Annotated in this window: 14 protein-coding genes and 1 riboswitch; of the genes, 13 read left to right on the forward strand and 1 reads right to left on the reverse strand. The window is 61.7% G+C overall.

Annotated features, from left to right (window positions below; all coding sequences use genetic code 11):
- The first annotated feature begins 107 nt into the window (after positions 1–107).
- The 6 genes from ACR2R1_RS13330 to ACR2R1_RS13355 all read left to right on the forward strand — a co-directional run bounded on the left by ACR2R1_RS13330 (position 108) and on the right by ACR2R1_RS13355 (position 9,994).
- Entirely contained in the window at positions 108–2,417 is a 2,310-nt protein-coding gene (locus ACR2R1_RS13330; protein WP_434110455.1) for an alpha/beta fold hydrolase, read from the forward strand.
- 42 nt (positions 2,418–2,459) lie between these two features.
- Positions 2,460–4,178, forward strand: a complete 1,719-nt coding sequence (locus tag ACR2R1_RS13335; RefSeq protein WP_434110457.1) for an AMP-binding protein — start codon at positions 2,460–2,462, stop codon at positions 4,176–4,178.
- A gap of 177 nt (positions 4,179–4,355) precedes the next feature.
- Positions 4,356–5,492 (forward strand): thiolase family protein, encoded by a 1,137-nt coding sequence (locus ACR2R1_RS13340; protein ID WP_434110459.1) that lies wholly within the window; start codon positions 4,356–4,358, stop codon positions 5,490–5,492.
- 53 nt (positions 5,493–5,545) lie between these two features.
- A complete protein-coding gene (locus ACR2R1_RS13345) occupies positions 5,546–7,885 on the forward strand; it encodes a 3-hydroxyacyl-CoA dehydrogenase NAD-binding domain-containing protein (protein WP_434110461.1) in 2,340 nt (779 codons plus the stop codon).
- Positions 7,886–7,887: 2 nt separating this feature from the next.
- Complete coding sequence (locus ACR2R1_RS13350; RefSeq protein WP_434110463.1) at positions 7,888–9,672, forward strand: acyl-CoA dehydrogenase C-terminal domain-containing protein; 1,785 nt, start codon at positions 7,888–7,890, stop codon at positions 9,670–9,672.
- Positions 9,673–9,763: 91 nt separating this feature from the next.
- Positions 9,764–9,994 (forward strand): hypothetical protein, encoded by a 231-nt coding sequence (locus ACR2R1_RS13355; RefSeq protein WP_086134707.1) that lies wholly within the window; start codon positions 9,764–9,766, stop codon positions 9,992–9,994.
- A 186-nt stretch (positions 9,995–10,180) separates the two neighbouring features.
- Here ACR2R1_RS13355 and ACR2R1_RS13360 read toward each other — a convergent pair whose 3' ends face one another.
- Positions 10,181–11,482, reverse strand: a complete 1,302-nt coding sequence (locus tag ACR2R1_RS13360; protein WP_077730781.1) for a porin — start codon at positions 11,480–11,482, stop codon at positions 10,181–10,183.
- A gap of 353 nt (positions 11,483–11,835) precedes the next feature.
- Positions 11,836–11,942: riboswitch (guanidine-I (ykkC/yxkD leader) on the forward strand.
- Between the two features lie 63 nt (positions 11,943–12,005).
- Here ACR2R1_RS13360 and ACR2R1_RS13365 point away from each other — a divergent pair.
- The 7 genes from ACR2R1_RS13365 (at position 12,006) to atzF (ending at position 21,830) form a co-directional block, all read left to right on the forward strand.
- Entirely contained in the window at positions 12,006–13,001 is a 996-nt protein-coding gene (locus tag ACR2R1_RS13365) for an ABC transporter substrate-binding protein (RefSeq protein ID WP_077730780.1), read from the forward strand.
- Between the two features lie 64 nt (positions 13,002–13,065).
- Positions 13,066–13,890 carry an ABC transporter permease gene (locus ACR2R1_RS13370; RefSeq protein WP_077730779.1) on the forward strand — a complete coding sequence of 275 codons (825 nt, stop codon included), beginning with the start codon at positions 13,066–13,068 and terminating at the stop codon, positions 13,888–13,890.
- A 5-nt stretch (positions 13,891–13,895) separates the two neighbouring features.
- The gene (locus ACR2R1_RS13375; protein ID WP_077730797.1) at positions 13,896–14,744 is read left to right on the forward strand and encodes an ABC transporter ATP-binding protein; all 849 of its coding nucleotides are present in this window, start codon (positions 13,896–13,898) and stop codon (positions 14,742–14,744) included.
- An 84-nt stretch (positions 14,745–14,828) separates the two neighbouring features.
- Entirely contained in the window at positions 14,829–15,560 is a 732-nt protein-coding gene (locus ACR2R1_RS13380) for an urea amidolyase associated protein UAAP1 (RefSeq protein WP_077730778.1), read from the forward strand.
- Between the two features lie 10 nt (positions 15,561–15,570).
- Complete coding sequence (locus ACR2R1_RS13385) at positions 15,571–16,221, forward strand: urea amidolyase associated protein UAAP2 (protein WP_077730777.1); 651 nt, start codon at positions 15,571–15,573, stop codon at positions 16,219–16,221.
- Between the two features lie 165 nt (positions 16,222–16,386).
- On the forward strand, positions 16,387–20,031 hold the full coding sequence (gene uca / locus ACR2R1_RS13390; RefSeq protein ID WP_156880136.1) for an urea carboxylase: 3,645 nt from the start codon (positions 16,387–16,389) through the stop codon (positions 20,029–20,031).
- A complete protein-coding gene (atzF, locus tag ACR2R1_RS13395) occupies positions 20,028–21,830 on the forward strand; it encodes an allophanate hydrolase (protein ID WP_434110469.1) in 1,803 nt (600 codons plus the stop codon). Before uca ends, atzF begins: the two co-directional genes overlap by 4 nt.
- Positions 21,831–21,852 lie beyond the last annotated feature (22 nt).

A 21,852-nucleotide genomic window follows, 5' to 3' on the forward strand; every position in this document is an offset into this window, starting at 1 on the left:
ACTATACCACTCGTCCCACCAAAACGGTGGTGACGGCCGATTGAGCAATCAATCGGCACAGATGGATCTAAATGAAAAGAGAGAGTACGCTACCCGACAGAAAAAGTATGTTTCTCAAACAACGCCACATGGAAGGCCATCCGAACGCAGATCCGGAATATGGCATCAACACCTCGACTTATGACTGGTCGGTGCGCGTTTTCCGGCAGATCAAGAAGCTGCTCAAGGTCCGCATCACCTTACACGGCAGCCCGGACATCATTGATCGCGGCCATATCTTCCTTTTCAACCACTTCGCCCGATTCGAGACCTTCATCCCCCAATACCTGATGTACGAGGCCAGAAAGGTCTACTGCTGCTCGGTGGCCTCGGCGGAATTCTTCGAGGAGGAAGACAGTGTCCTGGCGGGATTCCTGCGCGACGTCGGCGTCATCCCGAACAACTACCCGAGACTTCTGCCCTGGCTCGCCGAACAAATCCTGCTCGGCCGCAAGGTCGTCATCTTTCCCGAAGGGGGCATGGTGAAGGACCGCCGGGTTCTCGACAAAAGAGGCCGCTACAGCATTTACTCCCGAGTCAGCATGGATAGGCGCAAACACCATACCGGGGCCGCCGTTCTGGCGATGGGTCTTGAAATCTTCAAAATGGCCGTGCGCCGCGCCGAGCACCAAGGGCAGCAGGAGCGTCTGACATCATGGGCCGAGGCGCTCGGGATGGAGAGCCGCGAAGCCCTGCTGGCCGCCGCGCACCAACCCACCATCGTGGTTCCGGCGAACATTACCTTCTATCCCATACGCATCAACGAACATATTTTGAGCAGCGCCGCCGAACTGTTGAGCCGTGGGCTGAGCCGGCGGGCTGCGGAAGAAATCCTGATCGAGGGGAATATCCTGCTGCGCAACACCGATATGGATATCCAGTTCGGACATCCGATTATCGCGTCGGAGTCCTGGCACCACTGGGAAACCTGGCTGGCAAAATGGGTAGCGCCGCGCATCGGGACAATCGACGATGTCTTCGCCGTCACCCGGAAACCCGCCAACACGAAAGAGCGGCTCCTGGCCGGCCGGCTGCGCCAGCGTGCCCAGATCGTGCGCAACAAATATATGCGCGAGATGTATCAGGCGGTGACGGTGAATCTCAGCCACCTCGCCTCGACACTGATTTTGTATCGCGCAAGACGTAACCGGATCGAGATCGACCGGGCCGAATTTTTCCGCAGCCTGTATTTGGCCATCAAATACACCCAGCGATTGCCGCACGTACATCTTCACCGCAGCCTGCAAGACCCCGAGGAATATCGAAACCTGCTGGAAGGCGAACATTCCGGTCTGCAAGAATTGATCGATACCGCGAAAGCCAGCGGGCTGATCGAAGTTCATCCGGATCGTTATCGGTTGCTGCCCAAGCTGCTTCACGAACACGAATTCGATGAAATTCGCATCGAAAACGTAATCTCGGTTTATGCCAACGAGATCGAACCCATTTCCGGCATTACGGAGGCAGTCAAGCGCGCCCTATCGGTGGAAAAGAAGCTAAGCGCTCTCGAACTGGCAAATCTTCAGTTCGACGATGAGGTCAGGTCATGGCGATGGGATTCGAAACACTATGCCAAACACGCTCCAAGTTTGACGTCTCCTGCGATAACCGCGGCCGCGAGCCCTCGCCCCTTCTTTCTGAAGGCGCGATCGAGCAATGGTGCCGGCGTGATTCTGATCCACGAACTTTTGTCTTCGCCGGCCGAAATGCGCGACTTCGGCGGACGCTTGGCCGATCTCGGTTTTCACGCCCTCGGCGTCCGTTTGAAAGGCCACGGAACTTCGCCCTACGACCTCAAAGACCGACGCTGGGAGGACTGGCTCGAATCCTTGCGCCGCGGGTACGAGATCATGAAGGCTTATGCGTCTCACATTTACATCGTCGGCACCGGAATCGGCGGTCTGTTGGCGCTGCAACTGGCCAGCGAACAGCCTGAGCGCTTGGCAGGGATAGCCGCGATTTCGCCGCCCTTCAAGTTCAGCGCGTCGGGTCCCATGGCTCCGCTGCTCCGCAGCCCAAACATTCTGGTTCGCTGGATGTCTCGGCGAAACAGCCGGCCGTTCGTGGAAAGAACGCCGGAATATCCGCAATACGCCTATCGGGAAGTGCCTCTGCGTACGCTCTACGAACTGCGCCGCTTGATCCAGGAACTGGAGGAAAGTCTCGCGGACGTGCAGTGTCCGGTATTATTGGCACAGGCCGATCACGATCCGATTCTCGATCCGGAAAGCGCGCGGATGATCTATAAGGCCCTGACCTCGAAGAACAGGATTCTCCGGTCCGTGCATGCCGATCGTCACAATATGCTCGCGGAGGATATTGGTGGTATAAGGGACATCGTGATTCGCTTTTTGACCAGGGACGCCCCGGCGGGTTGAGTCGAACCCGTTCAAGTGATTTATCGTGCAGCGGAGAGCGCCATGCGAAACCTTCAAAGCACCTTGTCGCAATACGTCATGGAAAAGCCCTGGTTGAAGAGCTATCCGCCGGGCGTCCCGGAAACCATCGGCGAACCGCAATACTCTTCGCTGGCGCATTTTTTCGAAGAAATGGCCGCCCGCTATCGGGAACGGCCGGCACTTTCCAATTCGGGGCGGACTCTTTGCTATGCCGAACTCGAGGAGCTGAGCCGGCATTTCGCCAGTTTCCTGAACCGACGCCTAGGCCTGGAACGAGGTGAACGGATCGCCATCATGCTGCCGAATGTCTCGCAGCAACCCGTTGCCTTATGGGGCGCGCTGCGCGCCGGGCTGATCGTCGTCAACACGAATCCCCTCTACTCCGCCCGCGAATTGGAACATCAACTCCAAGACTCGGGGGCAGCAGCCCTGGTGATGCTCGAGAATTTCGTCCCGGCAGTAGCGGCCGCGCTTCCAAGATTAAAGCTCAAGGCGATCATCATTTCCGGACTCGGCGACCTGCTGCGGTTTCCCCGCTCCTATCTGATCAACTGGTACGTGCGCCTGTTCAAAACGGGAAACCCCGGCACCCACATCAGCGAGGCCGTCTCCTTCAATACGGCCCTGCAGGAAGGCAGCCTGCTTTCTTTCGAAAGGCATGATCTGAAACTGGAAGACGTCGCCTTTCTCCAATACACCGGAGGCACCACCGGCATCGCCAAAGGGGCCATGCTGACGCACCGCAATCTGCTTGCGAACGTGGAGCAGTGCACCCAGTGGATTGTCGGCGGACTTCCCCCGGAACGAGCGATGGTCAAAGGCGAGGAAGTCGTGATCACCGCGCTGCCGCTCTACCACATCTTTGCCCTGACCGTGGATTTGCTGTGCTTCACCGAACTGGGTGGGTTGAACTATCTCATTACCAATCCGCGAGACCTGCAAGGTCTCATTAAGATGCTCGGCAAGGTGCGTTTCAGCGTCATAACCGGCGTCAACACGCTCTTCAAGGGATTGCTCAACACGCCCGGCTTCGACGAACTGGATTTCAGCTCGCTCAAGTTCGTCATCAGCGGCGGCATGCCGACCGAGGAAGCCGTGGCGAACCGCTGGCAGCAAGTGACCGGCTGCCCGATCACCGAAGGTTATGGCTTGACCGAAACCTCTCCCGTGGTTTCCGTCAATCCGCCCGGATCGACGGAATTCAACGGCAGCATCGGGCTTCCCGTGCCATCCACCGAATGCAGCGTTCGGGACGACGACGGACGTCCGCTGCCGGTCGGGACGGCTGGCGAGCTGTACGTGCGCGGACCTCAGGTCATGAAGGGTTATTGGAACAGCCCGGACGAAACCGAAAACGTCATGACGCCGGACGGGTGGCTGCGTACCGGGGACATCGCCCGGATGGACGAAAACGGATTCTTCTATATCGTGGACCGCAAGAAGGACATGATTCTCGTCTCGGGCTTCAACGTTTATCCCAATGAACTCGAGGCCGTCTTAAGTACCCACCCGGCTGTTCGGGAGTGTGCCGCGATAGGCGTGCCGGACGACAAGACCGGAGAAACGGTCAAGGTTTTTATCGTGCGCAAGGACGAGAGCCTGGATGCGGACGCCGTCCGCCGCTACTGCCGTATGAACTTGGCGGCCTACAAGGTGCCTAAGTATATAGAATTCCGCAACGAACTCCCGAAGAGCGCCGTAGGCAAGATTCTTCGCCGCGAGTTGCGGAAACTGACTTAACAATACGACACGCAGCACGTTCCTTTAATTCCCGCTGCGTCTAAGAATTTCGGATGACACGGCCGATTTAGGCGGCCACAGGCGATACGCCGCCATTTCTGTATTTAATTGTTGTTTCCGTTTCGGAGATCGAGCGATCTCCTGTCCTTTGTGGCGTTTCCTGTCAGGAGGCAGACCATGAAAAACGTTGTCATCGCCGGCTACTGCCGCTCGCCGTTTACCCCGGCCAAGAAAGGGCAGCTCAGCGGCATCCGCCCCGACGAATTGGCCGCGCAAGTGGTGAAAGCCTTGTTGCGCAAAACCGGCGCCAAACCCGAAGACATCGAGGATTTGATCCTCGGTTGCGCCTTTCCGGAAGCCGAGCAAGGCTTCAATTTGGGCCGTCTCGTGGTATTCCTGGCCGGTCTCCCGCAGTCGGTCGCAGGCACCACCATCAACCGGTTCTGCGGCTCGTCCATGCAGGCCATACACCAGGCGGCGGGAGCCATTCAACTGAATGCCGGCGAGGCGTTCATCTGCGCCGGCGTCGAATCCATGAGCCGGGTGCCGATGACGGGCTTCAATCCGATGCCTCACCCCAGGCTTTACCAGGAATATCCGCAAGCCTACATGAGCATGGGGGAAACCGCGGAAAACCTGGTCGAGCGGTACGGCATCAGCCGCGCCGACCAGGAGCGCTTCGCCTTCGACAGCCAGCGCAAAACGCGGGAAGCCAAAGCCGCAGGCCAATTCGACGACGAACTGATCCCCATCGAAACACCCGACGGCACCGTAACGGAAGACGGCTGCCCGCGTCCCGAAACCACTCCGGAGGGCTTGGCCGGTCTTAGACCTGCCTTCCGGGAGAACGGCGTGGTCACGGCCGGAACCTCGTCGCCCCTCACCGACGGCGCCGCCGCGGTCCTGGTCTGTTCCGAGGATTACGCGGAACGCCACGGACTCGAACCCCTGGCGCACGTCAAGAGCATCGCGGTGGCCGGCTGCGCCCCAGAGATCATGGGCATAGGTCCGGTCGCCGCGAGCCGCAAGGCGCTGCAACGCGCAGGGCTCGCTCTCGAGGACATCGACATCATCGAATTGAACGAGGCTTTTGCGGTCCAGGCGCTGGCGTGTATCCGTGAACTCGGCATCGACGAGAGCAAGCTCAATCTCCACGGTGGCGCCATCGCCCTGGGCCATCCGCTGGGCGCGAGCGGAGCCCGCATTACCGGAAAAGCGGCGTCGCTGCTGAAAAAGGAAAAGAAGCGCTACGCCTTGGCGACGCAGTGCATAGGCGGCGGACAAGGCATCGCGACGATTCTGGAAGCGGTTTGAACTTTGAAAAGGCGGGCCTCGGATGGCCCGTCTCCAAGTCAAGTGAGGCCGACATGATGAAAATAGAAAAAATGGCCGTCATCGGCGCAGGAGTCATGGGATCGGCTATCGCGGCCCAGGCCGCCAACGCCGGCGTCCCGGTTTTGTTGCTGGACATCGTGCCCGAAGGCGCAACGGATCGGAACATGGTTGCCAAGAACGCCTTGAAGAAGCTTCAGGAAACCGATCCGCCCCCGTTGATGCACCGCAAGAATCTCGCGCGGATCACGCCCGGCAACATCGAGGACGATCTCGAAAAACTCGCCGAGACCGATTGGATCGTCGAGGCGGTGATCGAGAAACCGGACATCAAGCACAAGCTCTACCGCAGCTTGGACAGCGTCCGCAAATCCGGTTCCATCGTTTCCTCGAATACCTCCACTCTCCCGCTCGCCGAGTTGACGCGGAACATGCCGGAGAATTTCCGGCGCGACTTCCTGATCACTCACTTCTTCAATCCGCCGCGCTACATGCGGCTGCTGGAAATCGTTTACGGCCCCGAAACCCGGCCCGATGCGCTAGCCGCGCTGGTCGACTTCGGCGACCGGCGGCTCGGCAAGAGCATCGTGCATTCCAACGATACGCCCGGCTTCATCGCCAACCGCATCGGCATCTTCTGGCTGCAGCTGGGGCTCCTGGAAGCCCTGCGTCTCGGGCTCACCGTCGAGAAAGCCGACACCGTCATCAGCCATCCGTTCGGCATCCCGAAAACCGGCATATTCGGCCTGCTCGACCTGGTCGGTCTCGATCTCGTCCCCCACATCGTTCCCGGCATGGATCGGGCGCTTCCGCCGAACGATCCGTTCCACGCCATCAGCCAAGTGCCGGACCTGGTGACGCGGATGATCGCGGAAGGCTATACCGGACGCAAAGGCAAAGGCGGATTTTATCGCTTGAACCGGAACCGCGGCGAGCGGATCAAGGAAGCGCTGGACCTTCAAACCGGCGCGTACCGGGTCAGCACCAAACCGGAACTCGCCAGCATCGCGGCGATGAAGGCGGGCGGCTTGGCCGGGCTGCTGCAGTTCCACGACAAGACCGCCGAATACGCCCGGAGCGTCATGGCCCAGACCCTGGCTTACGCCGCCGAGGTGGCGCCGCACGTCGCCGACGATCTGGAATCGGTCGACCGTGCCATGCGGCTGGGCTACAACTGGCAGTACGGCCCGTTCGAACTGATCGACCGGATCGGCGACGAAAACCTGGTCCGGATGCTCGAAGCCATGGGCAAGCCCGTGCCAGATCTGCTCCGACACGACGGACCGCTTTACCAAGTCGTCGACGGGCGGCTGCACGGGCTTGCATTCACCGGCACGGGCGGGACTAAGCCCACTCTACGAGCGGTGAACCGGCCACCCGGCGTCTTGCTGCTGGCCGACGTCAAGCGGCGCAGCAAGCCTCTGACGAAGAATCCTTCGGCGAGCCTTTGGGACGTGGGCGACGGCGTCGTCTGCCTGGAATTCCAGAGCAAGATGAACACCTTCGATCCTCTGGTGCTCAAGCTGGTCCACAAGGCTGTCGACATCGTGCGGAGCGATTACCGCGCGCTGGTGATTTACAACGAAGCCGACAATTTCTCCGCCGGAGCCAATCTCGGGGTGCTGCTCTTCGGCGTCAACATCGCGCTGTGGCCGGAAGTGGAGAACATGGTCAAACAGGGCCAGGAGGCGTTCAAGGCACTCGAATACGCGCCCTTCCCCGTGGTCGGCGCGCCCTCGGGAATGGCCCTCGGCGGCGGATGCGAAATTCTGCTCCACTGCGATGCCGTCCAGGCTCATGCCGAATTGTACATGGGGCTGGTGGAAGCCGGCGTCGGCGTGATTCCCGGCTGGGGCGGCTGCAAGGAGATGCTGCTGCGCGCCTTCGCCGACAAGAAATCTCCCCAAGGCCCGATGGCGCCGGTCGCCCGCGTCTTCGAAACCGTCAGCGTCGCCACTGTGTCGAAATCGGCCCAGGAAGCGAAAGACCTTCTGTTCCTGCGCCCCACCGACGGCATCACCATGAACCGCGACCGGCTGCTGTTCGACGCCAAGGAAAAGGCGCTGGCGCTGAGCGAAAGCTACGCGCCGCCCGAGCCGCCGGTCTTTTATCTCCCAGGGCCTTCGGGCAAGGCCGCGCTGGACATGGCCATCGGCCAGTACCGGCGGCTCGGCAAGGCCACGGCCCACGACGCTGTTGTCGCCGGAGCCTTGGCCGATGTACTCACTGGAAGCGATACCGACATCAGCAAGCCATTGTCCGAAGACGATCTCTTGGCATTGGAGCGGCGCGCCTTCATGGACCTGGTCAAGCGAAAGGAAACGATCGCCCGCATGGAACACATGCTGGAAACCGGCAAGCCTTTGAGGAACTAGCCATGGCCACCTACAAAGCACCCTTGCGCGACATGCGCTTCATCTACCACGAGTTCCTGGCCGACCAGCACTTGGAGGACATGCCCGGCATGGAGGACGTGCCGCCCGAGCTGGTGGATGCGGTCCTGGAGGAAATGGCCAAGGTGGCCGAAAACATTCTGTTCCCCCTCAACCGGAGCGGCGACGAGGAAGGCTGCCGGCTCGAGAACGGCGAGGTGCACACTCCGCGCGGCTTCAAGGACGCGTATCAGCGCTACCGGGAAGGCGGCTGGCCGGGGTTGACCAGCCGCCCCGAATACGGCGGGCAGGGACTTCCGGAAACGGTCTACGTGCTGACCTCGGAAATGATGTCGGCCAGCAATCTGTCCTTCGCCATCTACACCAAGCTGACCCACGGCGCCTATCAGTTGCTGCTCAAGACGGCCTCGGAGGAGATCAAGAATCTTTATCTTCCGAACATGGTGGAAGGACGCTGGACCGGCACCATGTGCCTGACCGAGCCGCAATGCGGCACCGATCTCGGCCTGCTCCGCACCAAGGCGGTTCCGCAAGCCGACGGCACTTATCGGCTCACCGGCAACAAGATTTTCATTTCGGGCGGCGAGCAGGATCTCAGCGAAAACATCATCCAGATGGTCCTGGCGCGCGCACCCGACGCCCCGCCTGGGGTCAAGGGCATAAGCCTGTTTCTGGTGCCGAAGTTCCTGGTCAACCCGGACGGAAGCCTCGGACCTCGCAACCGCATCTTCTGCACGGCCATCGAGCACAAAATGGGCATCAAGGGCTCGAGCACATGCAGCCTGAGCCTCGAAGACGCCACCGGCTATCTGATCGGAGATCTCCATAAAGGACTCCGCGCCATGTTCGTGATGATGAACAGCGCCCGCCTCGAAGTCGGATTGCAGGGGCTGGGGCTCGGCGAAGTGGCCTATCAAAATGCCGCGGCCTATGCCAAGGAGCGCTTGCAAGGCCGCGCCCTGACCGGCCCGAAAAATCCCGACAAGCCGGCCGATCCGCTCATCGTCCATCCGGACGTGCGGCGCATGCTCTTGACCATGCGCGCCTATACCGAAGGGATGCGGGCGATGTCGGCCTGGGTCGGCGCTCAATTGGACAAGGAAAACCGGCACCCGGACCCCGGAATCCGCCAGCAGGCGGAGGACTTCGTCGCCCTGCTGACGCCCGTGGTGAAGGCCTTCTTCACGGATCTCGGGTTCGAAACCGCCAATCTGGCCATGCAGGTATACGGCGGGCACGGCTATATTCGAGAACACGGCATCGAACAGTTCGTGCGCGATGCGCGCATCGCCCAGATCTACGAGGGCGCCAACGGCATCCAGGCGCTGGACCTGGTCGGACGCAAGCTGCCCGCCCATGCCGGGCGGTACTTGCGCAGCTTCTTCCACCCGGTCCAGCGTTATCTCGACGAACGTACCGGGCAGGCTCAACTGGCCTTCGTCACCGAACCGCTGGCCAAGGCGTTCGGCCGGCTGCAACGCGCGACGGCCTTCATCGCCGAGCGCAGTCTCGCCGACCCCAACGAAGCCGGTGCCGCGGCCTACGACTACCTGCATCTGTTCGGCTTGACCACCATGGCCTATTGCTGGGCGCGCATGGCGGAAATCGCCCAGGAAAAAATCAAGGACGATACGACCGGCTTTTATCAGGCCAAGCTCGATACAGCCCGCTTCTTCATGGAGCGCATCTTGCCCAGAACCTCGGGGCTCTTTTCCGCCATTCTTTCCGGCAGCGGGAGCATCATGGATTTCAAGGACGAGGCGTTTTAGACCGACTCCGGAACCACTCCACGTCACTTTGACGATACAAACGCCCTGGAACTGTCTAAGAAAGGTTACCCTTTGGACAGTTCTAAGGCGCATGAAACGTGAATCTTTTTCCGAAATCAGGGTGTTCTGTTATGCCGGCTATCGCGGCGACGAAGAACCGCGGCGGATGTTGATCGACGACCGCAAAGTCAAGGTGGAAATCCTCAACCGCTGGACCACGCCGGAGCACCGCTACTTCAAGGTGCTCGGCGACGATTGCCACATCTACACCATCCGCCAGAACGATCGCGACAGCCGGTGGGAACTGACTTTGCTGCACTAAGCAGGAAATGCTGCCGACAGCGCCACTGTTTGTAGTTTGTAGGATGGGTAGAGCGAAGCAAAACCCATCGATGGTGGGTTAGGCCAGGAGGCCGTAACCCGCCGAACCACCTCGAATCGGTGGGTTACGCTCCGCTAACCCACCCTACGATCAATGCTCTCGATCCGCGGCGGAGAATGGAACTCCTCAGAACTTGATGACTGCGTCGATAGCGAATAAAAGCTGATCGCTTTTCTTGCGCGCGTCGTAGTTGTCTATTCCGTCAGCCCAGTCGTATCGGACTTCGGGACGAACCGCGACCCAGTCCAGCGGTTTCCAGTTCAAGCCAAGGGTAACGCCGTAATAGCTGGCGGGTCCGGAAGCAAGAACGGCGCAGCCGGGACACATTTGTGCAACCCGCACGCCGTCGTCATCGCGGAACCACTCGCCCCTCAATCCCACGCCCACGGTATCGGTGACATCGTAGATCAGCTGCTGCTGAATGCCGTACCACTGAGCGTCCTTGAAATTGTTCAAAGGATGCTGTTGCTCTATACCGTGATCGTGCTGGAAGACATAGTGCACGTGATCGGTGAAATTCTGTTTGAAAACGAAACTGTAGAAGGTGCGATTGTCCTTTTTGTCGATGCCCGTTTCCCGGCGAAAATCGTCGAGGTCGTTATCGGCGTTGACATCCCCGGTGATGATCGAGAGTCCGACCGACGTAGCCTTATCGTCGGTATTCCAGAAAACGCCGCCCAGAAAATTCCAGTTCTCCATATTCTTGTCGAAACCGTCCCAGCCCGCATTGCCGTCCAGCGATCCGCCGAACTGATTGTGTCCTCCGGTGACGGCCCCGAGGGTGACCAACAGATTGCTGACGACCGGGTAGGTGAACATGGCCCCGGTATGGGTAAAGGGTTCGCCGTACTGGAAGGTATACGGGTGGGAATAAAAGAAGTTGTCCGGAGACAGACCCGTTTCATAACCCATGATGGTATAGAAACGGCCCAGCCGTGCCGTGATTCCGTTGCCGAACGGTGCGAACACGTCGATATAAGCGTTGGGAAGCGCGATTTTGTAGAAACGCGTGTCGTCGCCGATCAAGTCGTTGTCCCAATGACCGTCGCCATAGGCGTTGATGGTGTTGGTCCGGGCGTCGGTACCGAACATGAAAGTCAGCTTTCCGCCCACGTCCCAATCGCCGCCCTCGACGTTCACGGTTCGGGACAAATCCACCACCAACTGATTGAGCTGAAACTCGCCGGCCCGATCGTTGAAGATCACGGGACCGTTGTAGTTGTCCGCCGGATCGTTGGCGTTGTAGGTAATACCCGCGTCTATCCAGCCGGTCAGGGTCAGCCCCAGGGATTTCATCCAGGCCGATTCGTTGATGACCTTTAATCCCCCCAATAAACCGGATGTCTCTTCTGCCCGGCTCGGGTCACCGATACTCATCAGCCCGCCCGCGATGAGTGCCAGATGACGCTTCGATTTGATGTTTTTCATGAGTTCAGGCTCCTGTGTTTCTTGCGCTTAAACAGCGGAGCCCTGTGAGTCGTCGAAAGACTACAAAAGCACAAAGCGCGCCATGCCTCTTAAAAAAACAATAAGCAGCGTTGGTCTTCCCGGATCGGCTGAACGGACATCTGCTTCCGGCAGCAATAAAAGACTCTAGGCGATAGTCGAATCCGGTTTTTCTGCACCATTTCGGAGCACAAGACCGACCTCTCGCCCCGAAATCGGTCCAAATCGCGCGCAATTCAGTTCCGAATCTTGCCGAAGCCGCTGAATTCGAGGCTGGCACGCATCCTGCTCGGTCTCATCCGTAACGAGAGGTGCGCCATTCGGCGGCACCGTTCACAAATGGCGACTAGGGTTCCGGCCCCTCCGCTCGGGGGCGTCTGGTCCGAGAGTTTCCGGCCCCGTGGCTCGCGGGGTTACACGGCGGGATAAAAGCCCGGGAGGTCGTGACGGTTCGTAAGAACCGGTTCGCCCTCTCGCCGTGTAATTTCCGAAAAGGAGCCCCGTGATGTCGTCCCTATTCGCTCATGCCTTGCGCCGTTTTCTCGCTTTCCCGGCCTTGATCGGCCTTCTTCTGCTTCCCCTGCCGTCTCCCGCCGAGGTCAAGATCGGCGTCAGCGACTGGCCGGGCTGGGTCGCCTGGTACGTGGCCGAAAAAAACGGCTATTTCAAAAAGCACGGCGCCAAAGTCAAACTGGTTTGGTTCGCCAACTACACCGATTCCATTTCCGCGTTGTCGGCCGGCCAGCTGGACGGCAATTGCCAGACCTGGTCCGACACCATGGCCCCTTTGGCCAAGGGCATTCCGCTCAAGGCCATACTGGTCAACGACAACTCGGCCGGCAACGACGCTCTGATGGTCAGCCCCAAGATCAAGAGCTTCGCCGACCTCAAGGGCAAGAAGATCGCGCTGGAGCAGTTCAGCGTCTCCCATTTCCTGCTGGTGACCGCGCTGGCCAAGAACGGCATGACGCAGGCGGACGTCGAGATCGTCAACCTGTCCGCCGGCGACGCTGCGGCGGCCTTCCTGAGCGGTCGTGTCGACGCCACCGTGGTATGGAACCCCTGGGTCAACAAGATCGAGCTGTCGGGCAAGGGCAAGGCGCTGTTCAGCTCCAAGGACATCCCCGGACTGATTCCCGACCTCCTGGTCGTGCAGGAAAAATCCCTCGCCGTCCACCGCAAGGATTTCCTGGGCATGATCGAGGCCTGGTACGACGCCGAGAAGTTCATTCGCGAACACCCGGACCAGGCGGTCAAGATCATGTCCAAGGTCGTCGGCCTCAAGACCGACGAGTACAAGATTTTTCTGCCCGGCACCAAGTTCTTCGCCGAGGCCGATAACCTCGAAGCTTTCGGCCCGCCCGACCAATCCCGGTCGCTGCTGAACGTAGCGCCCGCCATTTCCGACTTCCTGCTCGACAACCGACTGATGGAAGGCACCGTGGATTTTGCCCAGGGCGTGGACGGCTCGCTGATAAAAGAAGTTGCGGACAAGAAATAGGCAGCGGCCCGCCTCCGCCGGGGAGGCTCCACATTTTCTTAACGGCTTCAATCGAGGAAAGAGAATGGCAGCTCAATGCGACAGCGGCATCCCGAACCCGCGCCAGCGATGGTGGGTGATACGGGGACAGATCGGCCGCCGCGAATATCTGGTTCTCGCGCTGCTGGGCCTCTTGGCGCCGCTGGCGGCCTGGTGGGGACTGGCCCATAGCGGCTGGGTGGACAAGGTGTTCATGCCGGCGCCGGAAGAAGTGGTTACCCGGATCTACGGCTGGTTCGCCGAGGACGACCTGCTGGGCGACATCTGGATCAGCGTCTACCGGGTGACCGCCGGCTTCGCCATCTCCGCCGTGCTGGCCTTGCCGCTGGCGCTGCTGATCGGCACTTATCGGCCGCTGCAGGCGCTGTTCGAACCGCTCACCGATTTCATCCGCTACATGCCCGCGGTGGCCTTCATTCCGCTGGTGATGCTGTGGGTCGGCATCGAGGAGAGCGCCAAGATCGCCATCATCTTCATCGGCACTTTTTTCCAGATGGTGCTGATGATGGCCGAAGACATCCGCCGCGTGCCCATGGCCCAGATCGAGGCGGCGCAGACCATGGGCGCGACGCGCGGCGAACTGACCCGGCTGGTGATACTGCCGTCCGCCAAACCGGCGCTGCTGGATACGCTGCGCGTCACCATGGGCTGGGCCTGGACCTACCTGGTCGTGGCCGAGCTGGTGGCGGCCAATTCAGGACTGGGCTTCGCCATTCTCAAGGCGCAGCGCTTCCTGCAAACCGACAAGATCTTTGCCGGCATTCTTCTGATCGGGCTGTTCGGGCTGCTGATGGACCAGTCGTTCCGCTGGCTGCACCGCAAGCGTTTCCCCTGGCTTTACTTCAAGTGATCAACATGACGGCCAAGATCGAAATCAGACGAGCCAACAAGCTGTTCGACACCGGGGGACGGCACATCGCCGCGCTCGAGAACGTCGACCTCGATATTCGCGCCAACCAATTCGTCACCCTGGTGGGCGCTTCGGGCTGCGGCAAATCCACCCTGCTGCGCAGCATCGGCGGCCTGGAGGACCTCAGCTCGGGCGAAATCCGGGTGGACGGCCGGCCGGTGTCCGGTCCCGGAGCCGAGCGCGCCATGGTGTTCCAGCATTACAGCCTGTACCCGTGGCTCACGGTGCGCGAAAACATCCGCTTCTGCCGCTCGCTCAAGATCAAGCGCGAAGAGATCACTTCGGCCGACGTGGAAATCGCTTCCGGGCGTACCGACGCCCTGATAGGGCTGATGGGGCTCGCCCCGGTCGAAAACGCCTATCCCAACCAGCTTTCCGGGGGCATGCAGCAGCGCGTGGCCATCGCCCGCGCACTGATGAACCGGCCCGACATCCTGTTGATGGACGAACCGTTCGGCGCGCTCGACGCGCAGACGCGCGAGGTGATGCACGATCTCATCCTGCATGTGTTCGCGCTGGAAAGGCCCACCATCGTGTTCGTCACCCATGACGTGGAAGAGGCGATCTATCTCGGCGACCGGGTGGTCCTGATGGCGCCCCGTCCCGGACGGATCGACTCGATCTACGAGGTTCCGCTGCCACCGGAACGCGAGCAGGACATGAAGCTATCTCCCGAATTCACCGAGCTGAAACGGGAAATCCTGTCCCGCATCCGCGCCACCTCGGGGATGCAAACCGATCGCGGAATGCTGGACAAGCTCACGGCCACCGCACAGCCGGGGGCTGCCGCATGACCACGACCGGTTCCGATGCGAGCTCTGCGGCCAAGAACGGCGGCGCTTCTTTTGTGTTCATTTTTCGATGATGAGAGGTCAAGCATGACGATCACCTTCACCCCTGACCGAATCCTCTGGGAGGAGACGGTTCCCGGCGGCAATCACTGGTCCGGCCTGCTGCGGCGCGGTTCGGCGCTGCGCCTCACCGACCTGGAGGGCGGCGCCAACGTCTCGGCGCTGTTCTACAACCAGGAGGAGAAGCTGGAACGCTACAACATGCCGGATACGCTAAAGGCCCAGCACACCGCCTTCCTCACCGCCGGCCACGTGTGCTACTCCGACATGGGCCGAGTGCTGTGCTCGATCATCCACGATTCGGTCGGCTGGCACGACACCGTGTGCGGCACCAGCGACAACGCATCGATTCTGGACAAATACGGCACCGCCACGTTTCAGACCCACCGCAACGACATGTACCGCAGCGGCCGGGACGGCCTCCTGATCGAACTCGGCAAATGGGGCCTGGGCAAGCGCGATCTGGCCGCCAACGTCAATTTCTTCAGCAAGGTGACGGCGGATGCGGACGGCGGACTTCGCTTCCATTCCGGGCACAGCCGGGCCGGCGACGTGGTCGATCTGCGCTTCGACATGAACGTGCTGGTGGTGTTTTCGACCGCACCGCACCCGCTGGACCCGAACCCGGAATACCGGCCGGCGGCGGTAAAGCTGACCGCCTGGCATGCGGGGCCCGCCGGTGAAAGCGACCTCTGCCGCACCTCGTGCGAACAGAACCGGCGCGGTTTCATCAATACCGAGCGTTTCTACGCCTGCTAGGAGGACACCCATGTTGATCGAAAGCACACTCGCTCCGGAAAACGCCGTTCTCGACGAAACCTGCCCGGTCGGAGAACCGTGGACGGGGTTGGTGAAGAAAGGCCAGATCTTTCGCATCCTCGACCTGGAGGGCAACCAGGCGGTGGATACCCTCTTCTACAGCGCCGATGATCGGGAAGAGCGCTACAGTGCGGTGGATACCATACGCCGCCAGGGCAATCTTTATCTCGGGGTCGGTTCGGTTTTGTATTCCAGCGAGGGGCGGCCCATGCTGACCATCGTCGCCGACACCTGCGGCCGCCACGACACGCTGGGCGGCGCCTGTGCCGCGGAGAGCAACACTGTGCGCTATGCTCTCGACAAGCGCCCCATGCACAGCTGCCGCGACAACTTCCTGCATGCTCTGGCCCACAGCGATCGCGCCCGTCAGCTCGTCATGACCAAGCGCGACATCACCGCCAACATCAATTTCTTCATGAACGTGCCGGTAACTCCCGAAGGCGGCCTGAGCTTCGCGGACGGCATTTCGGCACCCGGCAAATATGTCGAGCTGCGCGCCGAGATGGACGTGATGGTGCTGATTTCCAACTGTCCGCAACTCAACAACCCGTGCAACGCCTACAACCCGACACCGATCCGGCTGCTGGTGTGGAACGGATGAGCGACCTCGCCGGCAGGTTTTCCATGTTGCCGAAGCACCGCGCCAGCCACGAGGCAGCCAGCCTCGGGGCATGCCATCAACCGTGATCCGATTCGCCGCGGGACGACCCGTGGCTCGCGAAAACGGCGGGACGACCCGCCCCATCCTGAAAGAGCAAGAACACCGATGTTCGACAAGGTATTGATCGCCAATCGCGGCGAGATCGCCTGCCGTATTCAACGTACCCTGCGCCGCTTGGGAATCCGCAGCGTGGCGGTTTATTCGGAGGCCGACGCCCACGCCCGTCACGTGGAAGAAGCCGATGAAGCCGTCTGCATCGGCCCGCCGCCCGCCGCCGAGAGTTATCTCCGCATCGACCGCATCCTCGATGCGGCGCGAAGCAGCGGCGCGGAGGCCATCCATCCCGGTTACGGCTTCTTGAGCGAAAACGCCGCTTTCGCCGAGGCATGCGCCGAACGCGGGCTCGCCTTCATCGGCCCGACGCCTGAGCAAATCCGAAGATTCGGACTCAAGCACACGGCGCGCGAAATCGCCGAGGCGAACGGCGTTCCGCTGCTGCCCGGAACCGGACTCCTGTCCGATGTGCGGCACGCTCTGGCCGAGACTCAACGCATCGGCTTTCCGGTGATGCTGAAAAGCACCGCGGGCGGCGGAGGGATTGGCATGCGATTGTGCCGGAGCGAATCCGAACTCGTGGATGCCTACGACTCGGTTCAGCGCCTCGGCGCCGCCAATTTCAAGGACACCGGGCTCTATCTGGAAAAATTCGTCGAACGCGCCCGCCATATCGAAGTGCAAATTTTCGGCGATGGACAAGGGGGCGTTCTGCATCTCGGCGAACGGGACTGCTCGCTGCAACGCCGCAACCAGAAAGTGGTCGAGGAAACGCCGGCGCCGGGTTTGAGTCCCGAGGTGCGGGAACGGCTTTATGCGCATGCCCTGGCCATGGGGCGCGCCGTGAATTACCGCTCGGCGGGCACGGTGGAATTCGTGTACGACGCGGCGACGGGCCAATTCTATTTCCTCGAGGTCAATACCCGCCTGCAGGTGGAGCACGGCGTCACCGAAGCGGTCACCGGGGTCGATCTGGTCGAATGGATGGTGCGGCTGGCCGCGGGCGAACGGGCGTTTTTCGAGCGCTATCGGCACCAGCCCGAAGGCTCGTCGATACAGGTTCGGATTTATGCCGAGGACCCCGGCAAGAACTTTCAGCCGTCTTCCGGACTCCTCACCGAAGTATCGTTTCCGGAAGGCGTGCGGACGGATCACTGGTTAACACGCGGACTCGAGGTGCCCGCGTTCTACGATCCCCTGCTGGCCAAGCTGATCGTGCATGCCGCGGATCGCGACCGCGCCATCGCAATCTTAAAACAAGCCCTGGCCGAAACCCGGCTCGCCGGCATCGAAACCAACCTCGATTATCTCCGCCAGATCGCGGACGACGGGGTATTCCGGGAAGGCAGCCAGACCACGGGTTATCTCGCCGGTTTCGAATATCGCCGGCGCACGCTCGAAGTGATGGAACCGGGTACCCAAAGCACGATACAGGACTATCCCGGCCGGCTCGGTTATTGGGACGTGGGGGTGCCGCCGTCGGGTCCCATGGACGCCCTCGCCTTCCGAATCGCCAACCGACTGGTCGGGAACGCCGAAGGAACGGCTGCGCTCGAATTGACCGTCACCGGTCCGACCCTGCGGTTCAACTGCGACGTGCTGATATCGCTGTGCGGCGCAGCGATGCGCGCAGAACTGGATGGCGAACCGCTGCCCCTGTGGACCGCGCATTCGGTCAGAGCGGGGCAAGTCCTCCGTATCGGCCCGGTCGACGGCCACGGCTGCCGCGCCTATCTCGCGGTCGCCGGAGGCTTCGACCTGCCCGATTATCTGGGCTCCAAATCGACCTTCACGCTTGGATGCTTCGGCGGCCATGCCGGACGCGCACTCCGCACCGGCGATGTGCTGCATCTCGAAAAGCCAGCCGCAACGACGCAGACGGGCATTAGGCCGCCGACGGACCTGATCCCGAGTTATACCGACGCCTGGGAAATCGGCGTGCTTTACGGGCCCCACGGCGCACCGGATTTCTTTACCCATCGCGATATCAAAACCTTCTTCGCCACGGATTGGGAGGTACACTACAACTCCAGCCGCACCGGAATCCGTCTGATCGGCCCAAAACCCGAATGGGCCCGGCAGGACGGCGGCGAAGCGGGGCTGCATCCGTCGAACATTCACGACAACGCTTACGCCGTCGGCGCCGTCGACTTTACCGGCGACATGCCGGTCATCCTGGGCCCCGACGGCCCCAGCCTCGGCGGCTTCGTTTGTCCGGTCACGATCGTCCAGGCCGAGCTGTGGAAGCTGGGGCAACTCCGCCCCGGCAATACGGTGCGCTTCCGGCCGGTCACCCCGGACCAGGCCCGCGCACTGGCGGACGAGATCGACGCTTCCCTGTCCCGCATCGGCGACGGCGGCACTGTTACGCGGGCGGAACCGCGAAGACAGACGACACTTCACGGGGACAATCCGCGCGCACTCTGCAGCCCGGTGCTTTACGAAAGGTCCGGCGAGGACTCCTGTCCCACGGCGGTCTATCGCCGGTCCGGCGATTGCAACCTGCTCATCGAATACGGTCCGCCGGTTCTCGACTTGAATCTCCGGTTCCGGGTTCACGCCCTGATGGAGTGGCTGAAGGAGCGAAACATCGCCGGCATCGTCGACCTCACGCCGGGTATCCGCTCGCTCCAGGTGCATTTCGACGATCGCGCGATCCCGCAGGAACGGCTGCTCGATCTGCTCATAGCCGCGGAGAGCGAACTGCCGGCGATCGACGACATGGAAACGCCGACCCGCATCGTCCACCTGCCGCTCTCCTGGGACGATCCGTCCACGCAGCTCGCCATCGAAAAGTACATGCAATCGGTGCGCAAGGATGCGCCCTGGTGCCCCAGCAACATCGAATTCATCCGCCGCATCAACGGCCTCGACAGCATCGAGGCGGTCAAGCGGATCGTGTTCGACGCCAGCTATCTGGTCCTGGGACTGGGCGACGTTTACCTGGGCGCGCCGGTGGCGACGCCGGTCGACCCGCGCCACAGGCTGGTGACGACCAAGTACAACCCGGCCCGCACCTGGACGCCGGAAAACGCGGTCGGTATCGGCGGTGCGTACCTCTGCGTGTACGGCATGGAAGGTCCGGGCGGCTACCAGTTCGTGGGGCGCACCGTGCAAATGTGGAACCGCTATCGTCAAACCGCCGATTTCCGGGACGGCAAACCCTGGCTGCTGCGCTTCTTCGATCAGATCCGCTTCTTCCCGGTCACGGCGGACGAACTGACGCGCTACCGCGAGGATTTCATCCGGGGACGCCTGAAGCTGGACATCCGCGAGGAAACCTTCAGCCTCAGGGAGTACAACCGGTTTCTGGAGACCCACCGGGAGGAAATCGCCGCATTCAAGGCGAAACAGCAGGCGGCATTCGAGGCGGAACGGGAACGCTGGGCCGGTTCGGAACGGAGCTTTGCCGACGATCATGCCGTGGCCGAAGCGGCGGCGGATACCGAGCTCGATCTGCCGCCCGACGCCCGGGCCGTCGCGTCCCATGTGGCCGGCAGCGTCTGGAAAATCGCGGTGGGGACGGGCGACCGGGTGGAGGCCGGCGATCTCCTGGTGATCGTCGAATCCATGAAAACCGAGATTCACATTCAGGCCCCGGCCGCCGGCACCGTCTGGGGCGTTTTCTGCACCGAAGGCGGCCCGGTGGCCGCCGGGCAAGACCTGCTCGTGCTGCAAACGGAGGATAAGCAATGACCGATAATTTTCCGGCGAGTCTCGATATCGAAACCTTGTCGGCGGCCTACCGCCAGCGCCGTATCACGCCGGTCCGATTGATCGAAGGCCTGCTCGCCCGGCTGGACGCCGAACCCGGGCAGCCCGTCTGGATCTACCGTCTGCCGGCGGATGAAGTCCTGCGATATGCCCATGCGCTGGAGCAGCGCTCGCCGGCCGAACTCCCCTTGTACGGCATTCCCTTCGCCATCAAGGACAACATCGACCTGGCGGGAACCCTGACCACCGCCGCCTGCCCCGCCTACGCCTACCGTCCGGAGCAATCGGCCTTCGCCGTCCGGAAGCTGATCGAGGCGGGCGCGATTCCCATCGGCAAGACCAACCTGGACCAGTTCGCGACCGGCCTGACCGGCACCCGTTCGCCCTATGGCGCCTGCCCGAACGCCTTCGATCCGGGTTATATCTCGGGAGGATCGAGCTCGGGCTCGGCGGTGGCCGTGGCCAAGGGATGGGTCAGCTTCGCACTGGGTACCGATACCGCCGGGTCCGGGCGAGTGCCGGCGGCGTTCAACAATCTCGTCGGGCTCAAACCCACGCCGGGCCTCATCAGCACCTCGGGCGTCGTGCCCGCCTGCCGTTCGCTGGATTGCGTGTCGATATTCGCCTTGACTGCCGGCGATGCGCGGCGGGTGTTCCGGGTGGTGGCGACATTCGACCCGTCCGATCCTTATGCCCGATGCGATGGAACGGCGCGGCCCGAATTCGCCGAGCGCTTCCGTTTCGGAGTGCCGCGGCCCGATCAGCTCGAATTCTTCGGCGACAAGGACGCTGAGCGGCTGTTCGCGGCCGCCGCGGAACGGCTGGAAGCCATCGGTGGTCGCAGAATCGAAATCGATTTTGCCCCGTTTCTCGAAACGGCCCGCCTGTTGTACGAAGGTCCCTGGGTCGCGGAGCGCTATCTGGCGATACGCGATCTGCTGGATAGAGACCCGGATGCCGTCTACCCGGTCACACGCACGATCATCGAGCGCGGCAAGCACCACTCGGCGAGCGATACCTTCGCCGCCTTCTATCGCCTCATGGCTCTAAAGCGGGCCGCGGAGGAAGTTTGGACGCAAGCGGACATCATCCTGACGCCGACCACGGGAACGATCTACCGGATTGCCGAGGTCGAGGCCGATCCCGTTCGGCTCAACAGCAATCTCGGCTATTACACCAACTTCATGAATCTGATATGCCTCGCCGCCGTCGCCGTGCCGGGAGGGTTCAATCCGGGCGGCCTGCCGTTCGGCATCACGCTGTTTGCCCCGGCCGGCAGCGATCACGCCCTGCTGAATCTGGCCGAACGGCTGCATTACGCCGCTGGACTGACGATGGGCGCCACCGGCCAGCCCTTGCCGGCGCCTTCTTCTCAACCCGAGCGGGAAAAACCGGGCCATGTCCGGATCGCCGTCTGCGGCGCCCATTTGTCCGGGCTCCCGCTCAACGGACAACTGACCCGCCGGGGCGGGCAGCTAGTCAAAAGCGCCCGCACGGCAAGCAGCTATCGCCTCTACGCCCTTCCGGACGGCAAGCGTCCCGGGCTGCTGCGGCAAGCGCCCGGTGCCGCCATCGAAGTCGAGGTCTGGGAGCTGCCGGTGGCGGAATTCGGCGGCTTTGTCGCGGAAATCCCGGCTCCCTTAGGGATAGGCTCCCTGGAACTCGCGGACGGCGAATGCGTGCAAGGCTTCCTCTGCGAAGCCTATGCGGTGGCAGACGCGCTCGACATCACCGGGCACGGCGGGTGGAAAAGCTACTTGAGAAGTCGTGACCCGGCTTAGGCACGAGCCAAACGGGCTCCTA

The organism is Methylocaldum sp. GT1TLB (assembly GCF_051027445.1).
Classification (GTDB): Bacteria; Pseudomonadota; Gammaproteobacteria; order Methylococcales; family Methylococcaceae; genus Methylocaldum.

Excerpts from the sequence above, each read along its gene's own strand:
- ACR2R1_RS13330 (WP_434110455.1), top strand. The coding sequence starts at position 108 with ATGTTTCTCAAACAACGCCACATGGAAGGCCATCCGAACGCAGATCCG.
- ACR2R1_RS13335 (WP_434110457.1), top strand. The coding sequence starts at position 2,460 with ATGCGAAACCTTCAAAGCACCTTGTCGCAATACGTCATGGAAAAGCCC.
- ACR2R1_RS13340 (WP_434110459.1), top strand. The coding sequence starts at position 4,356 with ATGAAAAACGTTGTCATCGCCGGCTACTGCCGCTCGCCGTTTACCCCG.
- ACR2R1_RS13345 (WP_434110461.1), top strand. The coding sequence starts at position 5,546 with ATGATGAAAATAGAAAAAATGGCCGTCATCGGCGCAGGAGTCATGGGA.
- ACR2R1_RS13350 (WP_434110463.1), top strand. The coding sequence starts at position 7,888 with ATGGCCACCTACAAAGCACCCTTGCGCGACATGCGCTTCATCTACCAC.
- ACR2R1_RS13355 (WP_086134707.1), top strand. The coding sequence starts at position 9,764 with ATGAAACGTGAATCTTTTTCCGAAATCAGGGTGTTCTGTTATGCCGGC.
- ACR2R1_RS13360 (WP_077730781.1), bottom strand. The coding sequence starts at position 11,482 with ATGAAAAACATCAAATCGAAGCGTCATCTGGCACTCATCGCGGGCGGG.
- ACR2R1_RS13365 (WP_077730780.1), top strand. The coding sequence starts at position 12,006 with ATGTCGTCCCTATTCGCTCATGCCTTGCGCCGTTTTCTCGCTTTCCCG.
- ACR2R1_RS13370 (WP_077730779.1), top strand. The coding sequence starts at position 13,066 with ATGGCAGCTCAATGCGACAGCGGCATCCCGAACCCGCGCCAGCGATGG.
- ACR2R1_RS13375 (WP_077730797.1), top strand. The coding sequence starts at position 13,896 with ATGACGGCCAAGATCGAAATCAGACGAGCCAACAAGCTGTTCGACACC.
- ACR2R1_RS13380 (WP_077730778.1), top strand. The coding sequence starts at position 14,829 with ATGACGATCACCTTCACCCCTGACCGAATCCTCTGGGAGGAGACGGTT.
- ACR2R1_RS13385 (WP_077730777.1), top strand. The coding sequence starts at position 15,571 with ATGTTGATCGAAAGCACACTCGCTCCGGAAAACGCCGTTCTCGACGAA.
- uca (WP_156880136.1), top strand. The coding sequence starts at position 16,387 with ATGTTCGACAAGGTATTGATCGCCAATCGCGGCGAGATCGCCTGCCGT.
- atzF (WP_434110469.1), top strand. The coding sequence starts at position 20,028 with ATGACCGATAATTTTCCGGCGAGTCTCGATATCGAAACCTTGTCGGCG.